The sequence below is a fragment of the Streptomyces radicis genome, from assembly GCF_003626575.1.
Taxonomy (GTDB): Bacteria; Actinomycetota; Actinomycetes; order Streptomycetales; family Streptomycetaceae; genus Streptomyces; species Streptomyces radicis.
The window spans coordinates 1-18774 of sequence record NZ_RBDY01000023.1 but is presented as its reverse complement, the minus strand read 5'-3'; the positions used below and the strand labels follow the sequence as shown (position 1 = coordinate 18774).

Annotated in this window: 14 protein-coding genes; 6 read left to right on the top strand and 8 right to left on the bottom strand. The window is 74.2% G+C overall.

What is annotated here, in order from left to right; all coding sequences use genetic code 11:
- Positions 1–52: 52 nt before the first annotated feature.
- From D7318_RS23695 to D7318_RS23680, 4 genes are read left to right on the top strand one after another with little or no spacing between them, the layout of a single operon-like run.
- Entirely contained in the window at positions 53–1111 is a 1059-nt protein-coding gene (locus tag D7318_RS23695; RefSeq protein WP_120699217.1) for a PhnD/SsuA/transferrin family substrate-binding protein, read from the top strand.
- On the top strand, positions 1108–1974 hold the full coding sequence (locus D7318_RS23690) for an ABC transporter permease (protein WP_120699216.1): 867 nt from the start codon (positions 1108–1110) through the stop codon (positions 1972–1974). Before D7318_RS23695 ends, D7318_RS23690 begins: the two co-directional genes overlap by 4 nt.
- Positions 1950–2726, top strand: coding sequence for an ABC transporter ATP-binding protein (locus tag D7318_RS23685; protein WP_120699215.1), 777 nt, complete (start codon positions 1950–1952; stop codon positions 2724–2726). The genes D7318_RS23690 and D7318_RS23685 overlap by 25 nt, the downstream gene beginning before the upstream one ends.
- Positions 2723–4066, top strand: a complete 1344-nt coding sequence (locus tag D7318_RS23680) for an LLM class flavin-dependent oxidoreductase (RefSeq protein ID WP_120699214.1) — start codon at positions 2723–2725, stop codon at positions 4064–4066. The genes D7318_RS23685 and D7318_RS23680 overlap by 4 nt, the downstream gene beginning before the upstream one ends.
- A 92-nt stretch (positions 4067–4158) precedes the next feature.
- Here D7318_RS23680 and ssuE read toward each other — a convergent pair whose 3' ends face one another.
- The 7 genes from ssuE to D7318_RS23645 form a co-directional block, all read right to left on the bottom strand.
- Entirely contained in the window at positions 4159–4716 is a 558-nt protein-coding gene (gene ssuE, locus D7318_RS23675) for an NADPH-dependent FMN reductase (protein ID WP_120699213.1), read from the bottom strand.
- A 56-nt stretch (positions 4717–4772) separates the two neighbouring features.
- Entirely contained in the window at positions 4773–5909 is a 1137-nt protein-coding gene (locus tag D7318_RS23670) for an LLM class flavin-dependent oxidoreductase (RefSeq protein ID WP_120699212.1), read from the bottom strand.
- Positions 5910–6359: 450 nt separating this feature from the next.
- Positions 6360–8105: an ABC transporter ATP-binding protein gene (locus D7318_RS23665; protein WP_120699211.1), complete on the bottom strand. Its 1746-nt coding sequence runs from the start codon at positions 8103–8105 to the stop codon at positions 6360–6362.
- Entirely contained in the window at positions 8102–9634 is a 1533-nt protein-coding gene (locus tag D7318_RS23660) for an ABC transporter transmembrane domain-containing protein (protein ID WP_120699210.1), read from the bottom strand. The genes D7318_RS23665 and D7318_RS23660 overlap by 4 nt, the downstream gene beginning before the upstream one ends.
- 40 nt (positions 9635–9674) lie before the next feature.
- Complete coding sequence (locus tag D7318_RS23655) at positions 9675–11606, bottom strand: ABC transporter ATP-binding protein (RefSeq protein ID WP_230424012.1); 1932 nt, start codon at positions 11604–11606, stop codon at positions 9675–9677.
- A gap of 16 nt (positions 11607–11622) precedes the next feature.
- Complete coding sequence (locus tag D7318_RS34150; RefSeq protein WP_230424010.1) at positions 11623–12081, bottom strand: hypothetical protein; 459 nt, start codon at positions 12079–12081, stop codon at positions 11623–11625.
- The gene (locus D7318_RS23645; protein ID WP_120699209.1) at positions 11987–14236 is read right to left on the bottom strand and encodes a type I polyketide synthase; all 2250 of its coding nucleotides are present in this window, start codon (positions 14234–14236) and stop codon (positions 11987–11989) included. Before D7318_RS23645 ends, D7318_RS34150 begins: the two co-directional genes overlap by 95 nt.
- A gap of 497 nt (positions 14237–14733) precedes the next feature.
- On the opposite strand from D7318_RS23645, the gene D7318_RS23640 reads away from it, so the two are divergent.
- Positions 14734–16008, top strand: a complete 1275-nt coding sequence (locus D7318_RS23640) for an FAD-binding protein (protein WP_120699208.1) — start codon at positions 14734–14736, stop codon at positions 16006–16008.
- A 76-nt stretch (positions 16009–16084) separates the two neighbouring features.
- Here D7318_RS23640 and D7318_RS23635 read toward each other — a convergent pair whose 3' ends face one another.
- Positions 16085–17740 carry a cellulase family glycosylhydrolase gene (locus tag D7318_RS23635; RefSeq protein ID WP_120699207.1) on the bottom strand — a complete coding sequence of 552 codons (1656 nt, stop codon included), beginning with the start codon at positions 17738–17740 and terminating at the stop codon, positions 16085–16087.
- 187 nt (positions 17741–17927) lie between these two features.
- Between D7318_RS23635 and cutA the strand changes: the two genes are divergently transcribed.
- Positions 17928–18251, top strand: coding sequence for a divalent-cation tolerance protein CutA (cutA, locus tag D7318_RS23630; protein ID WP_120699283.1), 324 nt, complete (start codon positions 17928–17930; stop codon positions 18249–18251).
- Positions 18252–18774 lie beyond the last annotated feature (523 nt).

Sequence of the window (18774 nt, the reverse complement as noted above, 5' to 3'; positions counted from 1 at the left end):
CCCACCCCGCTTTCCCAAGACTTCCCACCCCATTTTCCTCCAGGGATGAAGCATGCCCAGAAATATCCGGAGCCGCCTCGGCGCCGCGCTTCTCGCCCTCGCGCTCCTCCCCGCCCTGGCCAGCTGCGCCGAAGACGACGAAGCGTCCGCGAGCGCCGCCGAGTTGGCCGATGTGCCGATCCCCGAGGACGTGGATCCCGACACGACCCTGACCATCGGCGCCCCCGAGAGCGAGGTGGCGCTCAAGCTCTCGGGGCTCGTCGACGAGCTGCCCTTCCGCGTCGAGTGGGCCAACCTCAGCGGCGGCCCCGAGTGCTCGGAGGCGTTCCGCGCCGGGTCGCTCGACGTGTGCTCCGCGGCCGAGATCCCCGCGATCCACGCCCGTTGGACGGACCTCGACACCCGGCTGGTGGCCGCGGTCTTCCGCGAGGACCCGATCGCCAACCCGCTGTACGAGATCGGCGTCGCCCCCGGCGCGGACATCGAGACCCTGGAGGACCTGCGCGGCAAGCGCATCGCGTTCAGCCCGGGCCAGGCCCAGGGCACCCTGGTGCTGCGCGTCCTCCAGGAGGCCGGGCTGACCCCGGAGGACGTCGAGCTGGTCGAGATGCCGAGCACCGGCGACGTCTACCCCACCGCGCTCGGCAGCGGGCAGGTGGACGCCGCGCCCATCGCCGGGGTCAACATCCGCCGCTACACCGACCGTTACGGCTCCGAGGGCGCCACCACCATCGCCCATGGGCTGCGGGACGACCCCACCCATCTGTGGGTGCCGGCCACCGCCGTCGAGGACCCCGAGAAGGCGGCCGCCATACGGGAGTTCATCGAGCTGTGGGCGCTCGCCGAGGTCTGGGTGGACGAGCACCCCGATGAGTGGATCGAGGGCTGGTACATCGAGGACCAGGGGCTGTCGCGCGACGACGGCGAGTACCTGGTCGAGCAGGCCGGGCGCTCCGACCTGCCCGCCGACTGGTCCGATGCCATCGAACGCCACCAGCAGACCATCGACCTGCTCGCCGAGGAGACCGGCAACGAGCCGTTCGACGCGGAGGAGTTGTACGACCGGCGCTTCGAGTCGGTCGCCGCCGACGCGTTGGGAGGCGCGTCATGACGACCACGGCGGACTCGGCCACCTCGACGCCGGGGAAGGAGACCGCACCACCGCCGCCCGGGAACGCCGGGTCGCCGCCGCGCGCGAGGCGGCGGCTCGGCCCAGGCCGCCCCATCCCGTTCTCGTGGGCCATCGGCCCGCTGCTGCTGCTCGCCGTCTGGTCGATCGGCTCGGCCACCGGCTGGATCGACGAGCGCAACCTGTCGGCGCCCTGGCAGGTGGTGACCACCGCCCAGGACCTGATCGAGCGGGGCCGCCTCCAGGACGACCTGTGGGCCTCCGCCCAACGCGCCCTGCTCGGGCTGGCGTTCGGCATCGCCGTCGGCCTCGTGCTGGCCGTGCTCGCCGGGCTGAGCCGGATCGGCGAGGGCGTCATCGACGGGCCCGTGCAGATCAAGCGGTCCATCCCGTCGCTCGCGCTGATCCCGCTGCTCATCCTGTGGTTCGGGATCGGCGAGTCGATGAAGGTCATCACCATCGCGCTCGGCGTGCTCGTGCCCATCTACATCCACACGCACAACGGCCTGCGCACCATCGACAGCCGCTATGTCGAGCTGGCCGAGACCGTGCGGCTGAGCCGCACGGCGTTCCTGCGGCACGTGGTGCTGCCCGGCGCGCTGCCCGGCTTCCTGCTCGGCCTGCGCTTCGCGGTGACCTCCGCGTGGCTCTCGCTCGTCGTGGTCGAGCAGGTCAACGCCACCGACGGCATCGGCTACATGATGGAGCTGGCCCGCACCTACGGACAGACCGATGTGATCATCGTGGGCCTGGTGGTCTACGGGCTGCTCGGTCTTGCGTCGGACGGACTCGTGCGGCTCGTGCAGAGGAGGGCGTTGTCATGGCGACGCACGCTGGCGGACTGACCCTCGGCGGCCTGGTCAGGGCGTTCGGCGAGCGCCGGGTCCTGGACGGGCTCGATCTGACCATCGCCCCCGGCGAGTTCGTGGCGCTGATCGGCCGCAGCGGCTCGGGCAAGAGCACCCTGCTGCGCGTGCTCGCGGGCATCGACCACGAGGTCACGTCGTTCGAGCGGCTGAACGCCCCCGGCAAGGTCTCCGTCGTCTTCCAGGACGCCAGGCTGCTGCCCTGGAAGCGCGTTCTCGACAATGTGATCCTGGGGCTCACCGGGCCCGACGCGCGGGAGCGCGGCAGGACCGCGCTCGACGAGGTGGGCCTCGCGGGCCGCGAACGCGCCTGGCCCGTCGAGCTGTCGGGCGGCGAGCAGCAACGCGTCGCGCTGGCCCGCTCGTTGGTCCGCGACCCCGAACTCCTGCTGGCGGACGAGCCGTTCGGCGCCCTCGACGCGCTGACCCGGCTGCGGATGCACGCGCTGCTGCGGCGGCTGTGCGAGCGGCACAGGCCCGCGGTGCTGCTGGTCACCCACGACGTGGACGAGGCCATCGCGCTCGCCGACCGGGTCGCGGTGCTCGAGGACGGCAGGATCGCCGCCGACCTGCCCGTCGACCTGCCCACGCCCCGCACCCCTGGCAGCCCCGCCTACGCGGACCTGCGCGACCGGCTGCTGACGCTGCTCGGTGTGGACACCGGCGAGTTGGCGCTGGCGACCGACGACCGCGCCACCGAGAGGCGCGCCACCGAGGGGGAAGAACGATGAGCCGCCGGCAGCTCCGGCTGAACCTCTTCATCTACCCGGGCGGCCACCACGAGGCCGCCTGGCGCTACCGCGGGTCCGCGCCCGAGCGGCTGCTCGACATCGACTACTACCGTGACCTGGCCGTCAGGGCCGAGCAGGTGACGTTCGACGGCGTCTTCTTCGCCGACGGGCCCGCGCTCGCCGACAACGTGCGCTACGCGAGCCGGTTCCGCCTCGAACCCCTGACCTGGCTCTCGGCGCTGGCCACCGCCACGTCCCGCATCGGGTTGATCGCCACCGCCTCCACCACCTACAGCGAGCCCTACAACCTGGCCCGGCTCCTCGCGTCCCTCGACCACATCAGCCATGGCCGCGCGGGCTGGAACATCGTCACGACAGGCGCCCCGCAGGCCGCCCGCAACTTCGGCCTCGACGCCCACCCGGTGCACGCCGAACGGTACGACCGCGCGCGGGAGTTCCTGGAGGTGGTGACCCGCCTCTGGGACAGCTGGGAGGACGAGGCGCTGGTGGCGGACCAGGCCTCGGGGCTCTTCGCCGACACCGATCTGATCCACCCGATCGAGCACACCGGGCGCCATCTCTCGGTGCATGGCCCGTTGAACCTGCCTCGTTCACCGCAGGGCAGGCCCGTCTATGTGCAGGCGGGCTCGTCCGAGGACGGGCGGGGGTTCGCCGCCCGGTACGCGGAGGCGGTGTTCACCGCGCACCAGACCCTCGCCGACGGGCAGGACTTCTACGCCGACCTCAAGAAGCGGGTCGCCGCCGCGGGCCGCGACCCCGACCAGGTGCTGATCCTGCCGGGCATCAGCCCGTTCATCGGCTCGACCGAGGCCGAGGCGAGGGCGCTGCACGACGAGTTCAACGAGCTGACGCAGCCCGAGTACAGCCTGGCGATGCTGCGGCGCGTCCTCGGACTCGACCTCACCCAGGAGCAGTTGGACGGCCCGGTACCGCTCGAGCTGGTCGAGCGGGAGGGCGAGCGCGGCAACGGCAGCCGCTTCCATGTCATCCTCGGCATCGTCGAACGCGAACAGCCCACCGTGCGGCAGCTGTTGCACAAGCTCGCGGGCGCCCGAGGCCACCGCGTGGTCACCGGCACGCCCGAGCAGGTCGCCGACCAGATCCAGGAGTGGTTCGAGAACGGCGCGGCGGACGGCTTCAACGTCATGCCCCCGTGGCTGACCGGCGGCTTCGACCTGTTCGCCGACCACGTGGTCCCGATCCTGCGCCGACGCGGCCTGTTCCGCACCGCGTACACGGGCACGACCCTGCGCGACCACTACGGCCTGCCACGCCCCCGCAGCACGTTCTCCCCCGCGGGAAGCCAGCACGACACCTGAGGCGGGCCCCCTCCCGGCCGTCGGCGGGCTCAAGGTCGTCGGCGGGCGGTGTCGTTCGTGGCGGGGGTCCGGTGGGCCCCCGCCACGTGTGGTCAGGCGGCCGGTGTGGCGATCAGTGCCGCGCGGTCGAGGGCGGCCGAGAACTGTTCGAGGACCTGGTCGAGGGGCCCGGCCGCGGCCGGGTCCACGGTCACCGCGCCGTCCTGCTCCACCGTGATGTGGCGGTCGAGCACGAACCACCCCTGGGTGATGTGGGAGGCGCCCATGGAGGAGAGCACGGGCCGCAGCGCGTAGTCGATGGCCAGCACATGGGCGTTGGTGCCGCCCGTGGCCAGCGGCAGGACCGTCTTGTCGGCAAGCGCGAACTGCGGCAGCAGGTCGAGCAGCGACTTCAGCAGCCCGGAGTAGGCCGCCTTGTAGACGGGCGTGCCGATGACCACGCCGTCGGCGCTGTCTATCAGCCGGGCCACGTCGACGATGGCCGGGTGGGAGACATCGGCGCCGGTCAGGGCGCCCGAGGGCAGGCTCCGCACATCGAGCGGCTTGACGTCGTGCCCGCGCGCGGCGAGCTTCGCGTCGAGGTGGCGCAGCAGGCGCGCGGTGCGTGAGGTCGGGGACGGGCTGCCGGAGATGGACAGGACAAGGGCCATGGGACACCTCGGAGTTGTTCGGCGGAACGGGGCGGCGTGGGGGCGGGGGCGGCGGATCAGGCCGGGACCAGCTGCGGGCGGGTGGCGACATCGGCCGGGGGGACCCACTGACCGCGTTCGGCGAGCAGCGGCAGAACGCCCTCCCCGAACCAGTACGCCGCCTCCAGGTGCGGATAGCCGGAGAGGACGAACTCCTCGATGCCCAGGGCCTGGTACTCGGAGATGAGGTCGGCCACCTCCGCGTGGCTGCCGACCAGGGCGGTGCCCGCGCCGCCGCGGACCAGGCCGATGCCCGCCCACAGGCCGGGGTGGATCTCCAGGGCGTCCCTGCTGCCGCCGTGCAGGGCCAGCATGCGGCGTTGCCCCTCGGACTCGCTCGCGCCAAGACGTTCCTGGGCGGCCTTGATCGTCTCGGGGTCGAGCCCTTCGAGCAGCCGCGCCGCCTCGGCCCATGCCTCCTGGGACGTGTCGCGGTTGATGACGTGCAGCCGGATGCCGAACCGCGGCGCGCGGCCCGCCTCTTCGGCCAGGCGCCGCACCGCGCCGATCTTCTCCGCGACCTGCGCGGGCGGCTCGCCCCACGTCAGATAGACGTCGGCGTGGCGGGCGGCCACGCGGAGCGCGGCGGGCGACGAGCCGCCGAAGTAGACGGCGGGCGCGGGCTCAGGCAGCCGGGTGAGGGCCGCGCCCTCGACCCGCAGGTGCTCGCCCGCGAGGTCGACGGTCTCGCCGCGCCACAGGGCGCGGACGATGTGCAGGAACTCGCCGGTGCGGGCGTAGCGTGTGTCCTTGTCGAGGAAGTCGCCGTAGGCGCGCTGCTCGCGGCTCTCGCCGCCGGTCACCACGTTGAGCAGCAGCCGCCCGCCGGTCTGCCGCTGGTAGGTGGAGGCCATCTGCGCGGCGAAGGTGGGGGAGAGCAGCCCGGGGCGGAACGCCACGAGGAACTTGAGGCGTTCGGTGTGCTGACTGATCATCGCGGTGGTCAGCCAGGCGTCCTCGCACCAGGCCCCGGTGGGGGTGAGCACGCCGGAGAAGCCCACCTGCTCGGCGGCGCGGGCGATCTGCCCGAGGTAGGCGACGGTGGGTGGCCGATGGTGGCCGCCGGCCGCCGTGACCGCGGCCCCGTGGCCGCCGCCGACGACGTGGCGGCTGTCTCCGTTGGTGGGCAGGAACCAGTGGAAGGTGAGGGACATGGTTCTCCGTTCGTGAACGCCACGGAGCGCGGCGAGTCGGACGTCGTGCCCGGGGAGGAACGGGGGCTGGGACGCGCTCGAACAGCGGGAGCAGGGAGAGGGCGGCGCCACACGGGCGGCGACGCGGGGCGACCGGGGGAGACGGCGCGCGGACACGGTGCGCGCGGGGGGACGGCGCGCGGCGCGGGGCCCGTCAGGGGACGGGCGGCAGGGGTGAGGTCAGGCGCAACAGATCGCGGCGGCGACGCGGAGGAGGTCCACGCAGCGGCGGCGGGTCAGATTCCGTGCACCAGGCATGCTTCGATGCAAGCACGGCGCCGCAGGGGCGTCAACGCCCACCCGGCATACGAGACGGCGGGCGGGACGGTATGCGCGACGGGAGGCGCGACGGTGGGCGCCGAAAGCGTTGGCGGCGTGCGGCGGCGGTCGGCGAGGATGGCGGGCAACGGCTCACGGGCGGTCGCCGTGCCAGGAGCGCCACAGCGCCGCGTAGGCGCCGCCGAGGGACACCAACTCGTCGTGGGTGCCGATCTCCATGAGGCGCCCCTCGGCCATCAGCGCCACCCGGTCGGCGTCGTGCGCGGTGTGCAGGCGGTGGGCGATGGCGATGACGGTCCTGCCGCGCAGCACGGCGGCCAGCGCGCGTTCGGTGTGGCGGGCGGTTCGCGGGTCGAGCATCGCGGTGGCCTCGTCGAGGACCACGGTGTGCGGGTCGGCCAACACCACACGGGCGAGGGCGAGTTGCTGGGCCTGGGCGGCGTCGGGGCGGTGGCCTTCCGGGCCGAGCGGGGTGTCGAGGCCCCGGGGCAGCTCGCCCGCCCAGTCGGCGCCGACGGCCGCGAGCGCCGCGGTCAGCTCGTCATCGGCGGCGGAGGGCGCGGCGAGCAGGAGGTTGTCGCGGACGGTGCCGAGGAAGACATGGTGCTCCTGGGTGACCAACACGACCTGCCGCCGCAGCCGTTCGGGGTCGAGGTCGGCGAGGGCAACGCCCCCGGCCGTCACCGACCCGGCGTGCGGCGCTTCGACGCCGGCGAGCAGCCTGCTCAGGGTGGTCTTGCCCGCGCCCGAAGGGCCGACGACGGCGAGCCGTTCGCCGGGCCGCACGGTCAGGTCCACGCCGCGCAGCACATCGTCGCCGCCGGGGTAGGCGTAGTGGACGCCGCTGACCTCGATCCGGTCGCCCGCGGGCTCGGGCGCCGGGTGCCCGGGCGCGCGCACCGCCCCGGCCAGCCCCTCGACCCGGGCGAACGAGGCGCCGCTCGACTGGAGTTGCTCCAGCCACATCATGAGGGTGTCCAACGGCTGGGCGAGCTGCCGCAGATAGAGCGCGGCGGCCACCACGGCCCCGAGCGTCAGCCGCCCGTCGTCGAGCAGGGCGCCGCCGACCAGCAGCACCGCGACCACGGGGACGGTGTGGGAGACATCGAGCGACGGGAACAGGACGCTGCGCAGGAACAGCGTGCGGACGCGGGTGCGGCGGCACTCGGCGATCGCCGCGCGGCTCGCGGCCAGGCGCCCCTCGCGCAGCCCGAACGCCTCGACGGTGCGGGCCCCTTGGGCGGTGGTCGCGAGCAGATCCGCCAGCGCGGCGTTGGCGGCGCCCTCGGCCAGATAGGCGGCGCGGGCGCGGCGCAGATACCAGCGCACGGCGAACGACAGCCCGGCCAGCCCGGTGAGCCCGCACAGGCCGAGCAGCGGGTCGATGGCGAAGACCGCGCCGAAGACGAACAGCGCCTGGAGCGCGGCGATCAGCACCTCGGGCGCGGCGTCGCGCAGCGCGGTGCCGACCGCCGCGACATCGGTGGTGCCGCGCGTGGTGAGATCGCCCGTGCCCGCGCGCTCGACGGTGGCGGGCGGCAGCGCCAGGGCGCGTTCGACGAAGCCCTCCCTGATCCGGGCCAGGGTGCGCTCGCCGAAGCGGTGGCCGACCAGCCGCGCCCAGCGCGTCAGCAGCAGCTGCGCCAGCGCGAACACCACGATGGCCAGGGCGAGTCGGTCCACGGTGTCGGGCCCCGCGCCCGCCCTGACCTCGTCGATGACGCGGCCGAGGAGCCAGGGGCCGACCAGGCCCGCGGCGGCGGCCAGCGCGTTGAGCAGCAGCATCGCGGTGAACGCGCCCCGGTCCGCGCGGATCAGCCGGGCTGCGGCGCGGCGGACGGCGGGGCGCTCGGCGACGGGCAGCGGGCGCTCGGTCACGACGGCGCCCCGTTCCCGTTCCCGCCGTTCCCGTTCCCGTCGTCCTCGCCGTCCTCACCGCGGGAGATCAGGCGCCGGTAGCCCGGCTGGTGGGCGAGCAGGTCGCGATGGCGGCCCGACGCGACGACCCGGCCCGCCCGCAGATAGTGCACGGTGTCGGCGCGGTCGAGCAGCAGCGGCGACGTCGTGGCCACGACGGTGGCCCGGCCCGCGCGCGCCTCGCGCAGCCGGGCGGCGATGGCCGCCTCGGTGTGGGCGTCCACGGCCGAGGTGGGCTCGACGGCCAGCAGCACCTCGGGGTCCGCGGCCAACGCCCGTGCGAGCCGGACGCGTTGGCGCTGGCCGCCGGAGAGGTCGCGGCCCCCCGCGTCGACGGGCGAGTCGAGCCCGGCGGGCAGGGCGCGGACGACGTCCTGGGCCAGGGCGGCGCGCACGGCCTCGGCGACGGGACCTTCGGCGGCGGCGCGGCCCGCTATCACCTCGCGCAGCGGCCCGGCGAACAGCGCGGCGTCGTGATCCGCGACCAGGATCCGCTCCCTTATACGCGGCGGGTCGATCTCCGCCAGGGGTGTGCCGCCCCACAGGGCCGCCGAGTCCGTGAACCGCCCGAGCCGGTCGACAACGGCCGCCGCGTCCCTGGGGCGTTCGGCGACCAACGCCACATAGCCGTAGACCGCGACGAGTTCGCCGACGCTCAGCGTCCCCTCCGCGGCCATGCGGGCGGCCAGCCAGGTGACCACCGCGAGGAACAGCGTGGGCAGCCCGGTGGCCAGCGCCTGGATCCAGCTGGTGACCGCGCCGACCCGGTACCCCTCGCCGCGCAGCGCGTCCGACTCGCGCCGATGGCGTTCGGCCCAGGCGTCCTTGCCGCCGAGCCCGCTCAGCACCCGCAGCCCGCCGACGATGTCGACGACGCGCGCGGCCAGCCCGCTCTGCCGCTCGCGGTAGTCGGTCTCCGCGCCCTGGAGGCGCCCGAGCAGCGGCCCGACGAGCACCACGAGCAGCGGAACGCCGAGCAGCACGACGGCCGCGATCGCGGGGGAGATCGACAACAGCAGGGCGGCGACGGCGAGATACGACAGCACGGAGCCCACGCCTGGCCCGGTGATGGTCAACGCGTTGGCCAGCGCGAACACATCGCCCATCCCGATCGTGACGACCTCGCCCGCGGTGACCCGCCGTGGCAGCGCCGCGCCGAGTCGCGTGGCGTGCTCAACGACGGCGCGCGCGGTGCGGAACGCCGCGTCCATCCGCACCCGGGTCATCGTGCGGTGGCGGGCGATGGCCAGCCAGGCGTTGAGCGCCCCGGTGGCGAGCAGCGCGGCGGCCCACCCGGCCAGGGCCGTTCCGTCGCCGCGTTCGAGGCCCTCGTCGATGGCGCGCGACAGCAGCCAGGGCGGCAGGGCCAGGCACAGCATCCAGACGGTGCCGAGCGTGGCCCCCGCGGCGACGCGGCGCGGCTGGCTGGTCACCAGCCACCACAGATAACGGGCGGGGCCGCGGCGGTCGGGGGTCTCCTCCGCCGTCATCAGGACCGGGCCCCCCTCCGCTGCGCCTCGGAGGGGAAGCCTAACGACCCGCCATGCGGTCGAACTGGGCGGCCTGGATCTCGTACAGCTCGCGGAAGTGGCCCTCGGGCAGCTCCAACAGCTCGCGTGGCGTGCCCGATTCGACGAGGTGGCCCCGGTCGAGCACATGGACGAGGTCGGCGTGGCGCACGGACGCCATGCGGTGGGTGATGAGGATGACGGTCTGCCCGCCCTCGGCCAGCTCGCGGATCTGGTCGAACACCCGCTGCTCCTCGCGGGCGTCGAGGGCCGCGGTGGGCTCGTCGACGATGAGGACGGGGGCGCCGCGGTAGTGGGCGCGGGCGATGCCGAGCCGCTGCCACTGGCCGCCGCTGAGCTGGTGGCCGCCCTGGTAGCCGCGGGCCAGCAGGGTGTCCCAGCCGCGCGGGAGGTCCTTGATCACCGCGTCGGCGCCCGCCTGCTGGGCCGCGGCGTGCAGGCGGTCGTCGTCGATGGGGGCGTTGGGGTCGCCGATGGCCACGTTGACGCGGGCGGTGAAGCGCCAGCGGTTGAAGTCCTGGGCGACCATGGCGATGCGCGCGAACACCTGGTGCCGGTCGGCCTGGCACGTGGGAACGCCGTCCCAGCTGACGCGCCCGCCCTCCGGGAGGTAGAGCCCGGCGAGCAGCTTGACCAGGGTGGACTTGCCCGAGCCGTTCTCCCCGACCAGCGCGGTGATCCGCCCGGTCGGGATGGTGAGCGAGACGTCGGCGAGCGCGGGGGGCGCGTCCGGGTCGGTGCCGGGGTAGCGGAAGGTGACCCGCTCGAACGTGATGCGGCGCGGGCGCGGCGGAACGGGCCGACCGCCGGTCGGGATGGCCCAGTCGGCGGCCTGCACGCACAGCCGGTCGAGGTCGCCGACGAACAGGCTCTCGTCGTACAGGTTGTTGATCGCCTGCACCATGCCGCTCAGGCTCGACGACCCGGTGCGGATGGCGAGCACGGCGGTGCCCGCGACCGACATCGCCATCGTGCCGCTCCAGGCGAGCGCGCCCAGGGTGAGATAGGTGGCCGCGCCCGCGAGCCCCGTCCACGCGGCGGCCCACAGACCGGTGCGGGCGTCGAGGCGGGCCAGGCGGGTCTGCTCGGCCTCCGAGCTGGCGGACATGTTGCGGAAGTGCTTGAGCAGGAACGGGCCCACCTGGTGGACGCGGATCTCGGACGCCGTCTCGGTGGCGGTCAGCTCGGAGCTGAGGACCCGCCCGGCGCGCGAGTGCTGCACCCAGGTGCGGAAGCTCTGGTAGCGGCGGCGGGTGGTGACCAGCGTTCCCCACATGCGCGGGACGGTCATCAGGGCGAGCAGCGGCAGCAGCACGGGGTGCAGCACGGTCAGCACGCTCGCGGCGGCGACCAGGGAGAGCAGGGCGTTGATGACGCGCGTGCAGTAGTCGATCATGCGGCGCGCGGCGGTCGCGCCGTACTGGGCGGTGTCGAGCAGCCGGTGGAACTGGTCGTCCTCGATCGCCGCCAGCTCCACGCGCGAGGCACGCGCCAAGTACCGCTCGGTGGCGACCCGTTCGACCTTGGGCTCGAGGCGCCCCGAGCCATAGGTGGAGGCGGCGGCGAGCAGCGCGCCGAGCACCGCGGCGACCGCGACGAGCACGAGCGACGGCAGCGCCTCGCGCAGCCGGTCGGCCGCGCCGCCGTCGGCGAGCACGGCGGCGAGCACGGCGTTGACCGCGACCAGGCCGACGGCCTGGACGACGCCGCGGCCGATCTCCGCGGCGGCGACCAGGCGCAGCGCGGCCCGGTCGGCGTCGCGCGCGAGGCGGACGGTGGTGAGGACGAGCGGGGGCAGCGTGCGGACCATCGACCACAGGCTGAGCCGGGTGAAGGCGCCGTCGTGGCTGCTCCAGCCGGTGTCGTAGAGGAGGGGGCCGCCGAAGAGGAGGTGCTCCGACGGGGACGTGCCGGGCGATGAGGGGGTCTTCACGGGGACCTCACGGGAGTCAGGCCGGGTGGGGGACGTGGGACGCGCCACCCTGGTCGGCCGCCGGGCCGCGCGCCGGGGGCTCGCGCGGGGAGATGTCGAAGAGGTCGGCGCCCAACGGGTCGGCGCCGAGGGCGGGTCGGGCATGGACATCGGCGAACGGGTCGGGCGGGGCATCGGGGTGGGGCTCGGGGGCGAAGAGCGACGCGGGGTCCCAGCCCCGGTCCCCTGGGAACGCGGCCCTGCCGTCGTCCTCGGTCCCCAGGAGGTTCCACAGGTCGTCGGGGGTCCCCTCGGCGGCCCCCTCGACGGCCTCGACGGCCTCGTGGGCCCACCCGGCGGCGCCTTCGGCGGCCTTCCCCGCGGCCCGCTCGGCGGCCCGCTCAGCGAAGGGGCCACCGGCGACGGCGATCGGCTCGCGCGCCGTCGCGTCGAGGTGGTGGAGCCGCCGCCTGGTCTCGTCGAGCTCCGCCGTCACGCGCCGCAGGAGGCAGCGGAGTCTCTGCTCGTGGTCCATCGGTGGGCACCCCTCGAACTCGACGTGGTGAAACGGCTGTCGGCACCCGCACCAGCCCGTGGAACAGCGCGGGCAACGCTCCCTCGACGGCCCGCGCCCGCAGCGCGCCCGGGTCGAGCCGCAGCGGAACGGTCACCGCGTCGGGCGCGGTGAGCGCGGCGTCCATCAGCGCGAGCCCCTCGTGACAGGCGAGCGGCAGCGCCCCCTCGCCCGCCCCTGGCGGCCGCCAGGCGATCGACACGGCGGGCAGGCCGAGGGCCCTGCGGCGCTCGGCCAGCGCGTCGAGGGCGGCGCCGGCGGCGGCGTGGGGGGCCGCTCCCCGGCCGCCGAGGATCCCGGCGGGCGACGAGAACAGCACGAACGCCGACAGGTCCATGCCGCGGGTCAGCTCGTGCAGCCGGGCGGCGGCCAGGGCCGTGGGCCGCAGCGCCCGCGCCAGCCGCTCGGGCGCGAGCGAGGCGACCGCTCCCCCGCTCTCGGGCGCACCGGCGCAGTGCACCACGCCGGTGAGCGGTCGGTCGGCGAGCAGCGCCCGCAGCGCGGCCCGTTCGCCCACGTCGCACAGGGCGGCGCGGACGGTGGCGCCCCGCCCGGCCAGCGCGGCGACCACATCGCCAGGCACGCCCCTGCGGCCGACCAGCAGCAGATCGGTCACGCCGTGCGCGGCGACCAGGTGGCGGGCCACCAGGCGGCCCAACGCGCCCCCCGCGCCGGTCACCAGCACCGTGCCGGGCCCGAACACCGGGCCGGTGCGGGGCACTTCGGCGACCCGCTCGGCCCTCACCAGGCGGGGAACGAGCAACCGGCCGCCGCGCACGGCCAGCTGGGGCTCGCCGCTGGCCAGCGCCGCGCCCAGGTCCTCATCGGGGTCGGCGTCCACGAGCACCAGGCGGCCCGGATGCTCCGACTGCGCCGCCCGCACCAGCCCCCACACGGCCGCCTGCGCCGGATCCGGCGACTCACCCGGCAGCGCCACCCCGCCGCGGGTCACCACGGCCAGGCGGCCCTCGCCCCGCTCGCCGTCGGCCAGCCACGCCCGCACAAGCCCGAGCGCCCACAGCGCGCCCGCGAGGACGTCGCCCCCGCGCCGTCGGGCGTCCCGGCGCGCCACGACGTCGCACCCACCGGGCCCGGGCCAGGGGGGCGGCAACGCCTGCCAGTCCACCCGGTGCGGCGCCGGGCCCGAGGCGGCGCGGTCCGCGGCCAGGGCGGCGGCCGACAGCGGGCGCAGCACCAGCGCCCCGACCTCCACCACCGGCCGGTCGGCGCCGTCCACCGCCACGAGCGACACCGCGTCGGCCCCCACCCGCGCCAGCCGCACGCGCAGCGCCCGCGCCCCAGGGCGCCACACCCGCACGCCCGAGGCCGCGCACGGCACGCGCGCCCGCCCCTCGTCCGCGAGCAGGCCCCCGGCGCCGACCGCGTGCAGGGCGGCGTCGAGCAACGCCGGGTGCACGCCGAACCCTTGGGCCTCGATGCCGTCGGGGAGCGACACCTCGGCCCACGCCTCGCCCTCCGCGGCCCACGCCGCGCGCAGCCCATGGAACGCGGGCCCGTGCACCAGGCCGAGCGCCGCGAGGCGGACCCGGTGGGCGCCCGGATCCACGGGCACGGCCCCGGGCGGCGGCCCACCGCCGAGCCCGGCCGCCCGCGCGTCCCCGCCTCGCGACGCGCGGCCCGCCGCGTGCCGCGTCCACGGGGCGTCGGGACCGGCGCTCTCCCGGCGGGACGAGACGGTGACCGCCCTGCGCCCCTCCGCGTCCTCGGCGCCCACGGCGACCCGCAGCTGGAGCGCGCCCCACTCGGGAACGGGGACCGGCCGCTCGAACACCACCGCGTCGAGGCGGTCGCAGCCCGCCTCCCTGGCGCCGCCCGCCGCCAGGTCGAGCAGCGCGGTGGCCGGGAGGAGCACCGCGCCGAGCACCAGGTGATCACCCAGCCATGGCTGCTCGGCCAGGGAGAGCCGCGCGGTGCGCACCACACCGCCCCACCGCCGCGGTCGGCTGGTCCGCGGCCATGGGCGTGCCGCGGACCACGGGGGCGCGTCCCCGCCCGGCCGGTCCGCGCCGGGCGGCGGCTCGTCCGAGCGTATGGCGGCCATCACGTTCTCACTCATCTCAGCGCTCCAACACCCCGTCGAACGAGCGGCGATCGATGCCGGATCGACCCGGCGGTCTGCGAAGTGGTCGGCGGAATCGGCACGGCGCGACACCCCGTGGTCGCGGCGCGGGGGGATGGGCGAGCGGCGAGCGAGCGGTGGGCCTCCCCACCGGGCCCTATCTCAGCGCAATCGTCGCGCTACGCACAGCTCACGCGGGAGCTTTTCGGACAATCCTCCGCATCGGCGTTTACGGGGCGAACGAGCCCGGTGACGCTCGGTGTTCACCCGACCTCGACCTGGCACACAGGGCGCCCACGCGCGGCCACCCGCACCGTTGGCGTTGCCGATCGGCCACGGAAAGTGACCGGATCCCGCCAGGAAGAAACGTTCAGCCACCGTTTCCGCCAACCCCCTTCGAGTGAACGCCCCTTGGCGCGCGTTGACGCGCGTGGCCCCCGAGCAGGGTCTGACGCCCCTGTCCCTCCCGAGGGGGCGCGTATTACGGTCGGCGCATGCTGACATCCGGCGCCTCCGCGCACAATTGGGCAGGAAACATCACGTTCAGGGCCGAACGGCTGCACCAACCCGCCTCGCTCGACGAGCTGCGGCGCGTCGTCGCGGGCGCCGAGCGCGTGCGGACGCTGGGGAGCGGCCACTCGTTCAACCGCATCGCCGACACCGAAGGCGACCTCGTGCGGGTGGACGGCCTGCCGCGCCGCGTGGAGATCGCCCCGGACGGCGCGCGCGTCACCGTGAGCGCCGGTCTGCGCTACGCCGAGGTCGCGTCCGCGCTGCACGCCGCCGGGCGCGCGCTGGCCAACATGGCCTCGCTCCCCCACATCTCCGTCGCCGGATCGGTCGCCACCGGGACCCATGGCTCCGGCAACGCCAGGAAACCGCTCTCCTCGGCCGTCTCCGCCGTCGAACTCGTGAGCCCCGAGGGGGATCTGCTCACCCTGACCCGCGACGCCGACCCCGACCGCTTCCCCGGCGCGGTGGTGAACCTCGGCGCGCTCGGCGTGGTCACGGCGCTCACCCTGGACATCGAGCCCTCCTACGAGGTGGCGCAGTGGCTGTACACGGGGGTGCCGCTCGACGCGCTCTCGGCCCGTTTCGACGAGATCAGCGGCGCGGCGTACAGCGTCAGCACGTTCACCGACTGGCACAGCGGCCTCGGCACCGTATGGCTCAAGCGCCGCGTCGACCAGGAAGGGCCGGGGCACCCCGGCGACGACTGGCTCGGCGGGACGCCCGTGGGGGAGCCATGGCACCCGATCCCCGGCATGCCCGCGCACCACTGCACCGAACAGCTCGGCGTGCCGGGGCCCTGGCACGCCCGACTGCCGCACTTCCGCATGGAGTTCACGCCGAGCAGGGGCGAGGAGCTCCAGTCGGAGCTGCTGCTGCCGCGCGCCGCCGCACCGGCCGCGTTCGCCGCGCTGCGGGAGCTCGGGGCGGCGTTCGCGCCGGTGCTCCAGACCTCCGAGGTGCGCACCGTCGCAGGCGACGACCAGTGGCTGAGCCCGGCGTACGGGCGGGACTCGGTCGCCCTGCACTTCACATGGACACCCGACGCCCCGGCCGTGCGGCCCGTGATCGCCGCGATCGAGGAGCGGCTGCTGCCGCTGGGCGCGCGCCCCCACTGGGGCAAGGTCACCACGGCGTCGCCCGCGGCCGTGGTGGCGGCCTACGAGCGGTTCGGGGACTTCGCCGAGCTGCTCAAGGCCCATGACCCGGGCGGCCGTTTCCGCAACGCGTTCGTCGACGACCTGCTTGCGGCCCGCTGACCCCGACCCCCCGCGGGGCGGGGCCGTTCCTCGCGAACGGCCCCGCCCTCACACGGCGGCTTCCGGGGTTCGACGCTCAGGCGAGGGCGCAGAGCCCGCCGCCGAGCGTGAACTCGGCGGGCTCGGCGTTGCTCCCGCCCTTGTCCGCGATGAAGCCCACGGTCACCGAGCCGCCCGGCGCGATGACGCGGGTGTAGGAGGCGGGCGTGACGGTGACCGCGCCGCCGTTCTGCGCGGCGGTGCCGCCCCACATGGTGGTGACGCGCTGGCCGTCGGCGAACGAGAAGGCCAGCGTCCAGTCCGTGATCGGCGATGAGCCGGTGTTGCCGATGACGATCTCGCCCTGGAATCCGCCGGACCACTCCCCCACGACCCGGTAGCCGACCGAGCAGGCCGCGGGCGTTCCGGCGCCGCCTTCCGTGGTGACCTGGACGGTGGCGGAGCGCGGCGAACGGTTCCCGGCCGCGTCCCTGGCGTAGACCGCGAACGCGTAGGCCGTGTCGGCGCTCAGGCCCGTGACGGTCACCGAGGTGCCGGTGCTCGTGGCCACCTGCGTCTCGGCGCCGCCGCCGACGCGGACGATCTCGTAGCGGGCGACGCCGACGTTGTCGCTCGCGGCGGGCCAGGAGAGGCGCACGGAGCCGCCGGTGACGTCGGACGCGGTCGGCGTCCCCGGCGCGGTCGGCGCCTCGTTGTCAACGGGGCCGCCACCGCCGAAGATCGTGGCCTCTTCCGACGTTTCGCCTATGCCGTCGGGCCCGTTGAGGAACCGCTCGCCCCAGGGCGTCAACGAGGCCGGGTCGAAGCCGTTGACCATGTCAAGGTACTCCACACCACCGCTGTTCCCGCTCCAGGACCAGCCGATGTAACCAAGCCCCAACTCCCGCGTCACGGACATGATCGCGTCCTCGTCCGGATTCCCGTCGGAATGATCGTGCCCGAACTCACCCACCAGAATCGGCAGCCCGGCGTCGACAAAGCCCGTCAGATACGAACGCACCGTGGACTCCGCGCTGAAGACCCCGTACATGTGGATGGAGAACACCAGATTCCCCGTCGGATCGGCGTCATACACCTCCCGCGCCGTGTCCCGCATCGTGAACGACCAGTCCTGACCCCAGTTCGGCGCGTCCACCAGCAACGTGTGCTCGAAACCCCCACCCCGCAACGTCGCCACCGCGTCGATCGTCGCCCGTGTCCACTCCGCGTAACCCGTGTTCCCGTACGGCTCGTTACCGATGTTCACCACGACGTAGTCCTCCTGGCCCACCACCGCGCTCCGCACACTCAGCCAGTACTCCGCCGCACGCTCCAGCGACACCGCGGCCGACGCCTCCGGATACCCCGTCGTGTCATGCACCTCGAGCACACAGATCAACCGGTTCGCCTTGCACTCCGCCACGATCCCCGACAACTCGGCCGCCGACGTCTCCGCCCACTGATCACCACTGGAGAGCACCACCCGCACGGAGTTGGCACCCTCCGCCTTGATCGCCGCCAACGACTCCGACGTCTCCCCCGCGTACCAGGCATGCGGATGATTCACCCCACGAAGCACCAGATCACTCCCCGTCGACTCCACCAACCGACCACCCTGCACGGTCAAACCGGTGGCGGCGGGAACAACGGGCCCCTCGGCCCTGGCGACCTGCCCGAGCCCGATCAGGCTGACCAACACGGCGAGCGTCGCGCCGAGGACGAACACGAGCGGATGTGCGCGTAGCGCTTTCATGGCGGCTCCATGGAAGAGATGTATTGGCACGTTGCAATTTTTTGGGAGCGCTCCCATAGATGCACCGGTGGCGTGGGTCGTCAAGGGGTCGCGCGCGCTTGGGGCGTTGACTCGCCAGGGGGCGGCTGTCACGTTCGGTAGCCTCGGTGCGGTCGCGGTGCGCCGTCCCGAGTCAGCGGAGGAACAGATGGCCGATCACATCACGGTGTTGACGACAACGGACAGCAGGGAGGCGGCCCAGGCCCTCGCCCGCTCGGCCGTCGAGGCCCGCGTGGCGGCGTGCGCCCAGATCGACGGGCCGATCACGAGCGTCTACCGGTGGGAGGGCGCGGTCCGGACCGAGGAGGAGTGGCGCGTCCTCTACAAGACACCGGCGTCGAAGTACCCCGCCCTCGAGGCGCACATCAAGAGCGTGCACACGTATGACACCCCGGAGATCATCGCGGCGGAGATCGCCCTGGGGAGCGGGGAGTACCTGGCGTGGCTGGACAGCGAGACGGGGATGGACTGAGCGCGGCTACGGAGGGTCCGGTGGTGTTCGCCGTCTGCCGCTGTTTCTGTTTCGTGGTGGGTGCGGGTCAGGGCTGGCACCTACGGGAGGGAGGGTGGTGGGTGGCGGTCGTCCCGGTCACCGGTCTGTACGTCGGCGGGTTGCGACCGTTCGCCGAACGGGCGCGGCCGCGACCGTACTTGGCGGCCGTCTTCCCGGGGGTCGGCTGAGGTGGCGCGCACCCTTCGGGCCTGCCCTGGCCGCCCGAAGCGTTTTCATCCCGCGCGCACGATGAGCTGATGTAGCGCGCCGGTGCTTATCTGCGGCTTATGCCGGGGCAGGTGCTCTTTTGAAACGGCGCACGTTCTGTTCAACACAAAGTGTGCCCCGTTTCAGAAGAGGCCCCGTCCTCGCGTAAGCTTGTTCTTTTTCTTCTGGCCTCGAACGGTGTCCCGAACGTGGTCACTCACCTGGGCATTCGCCTGACATGAGGGCGGCCTTCGTCTGATCCTGTGCTCCGTCACGAGGAGAACCAGTCGAAGGC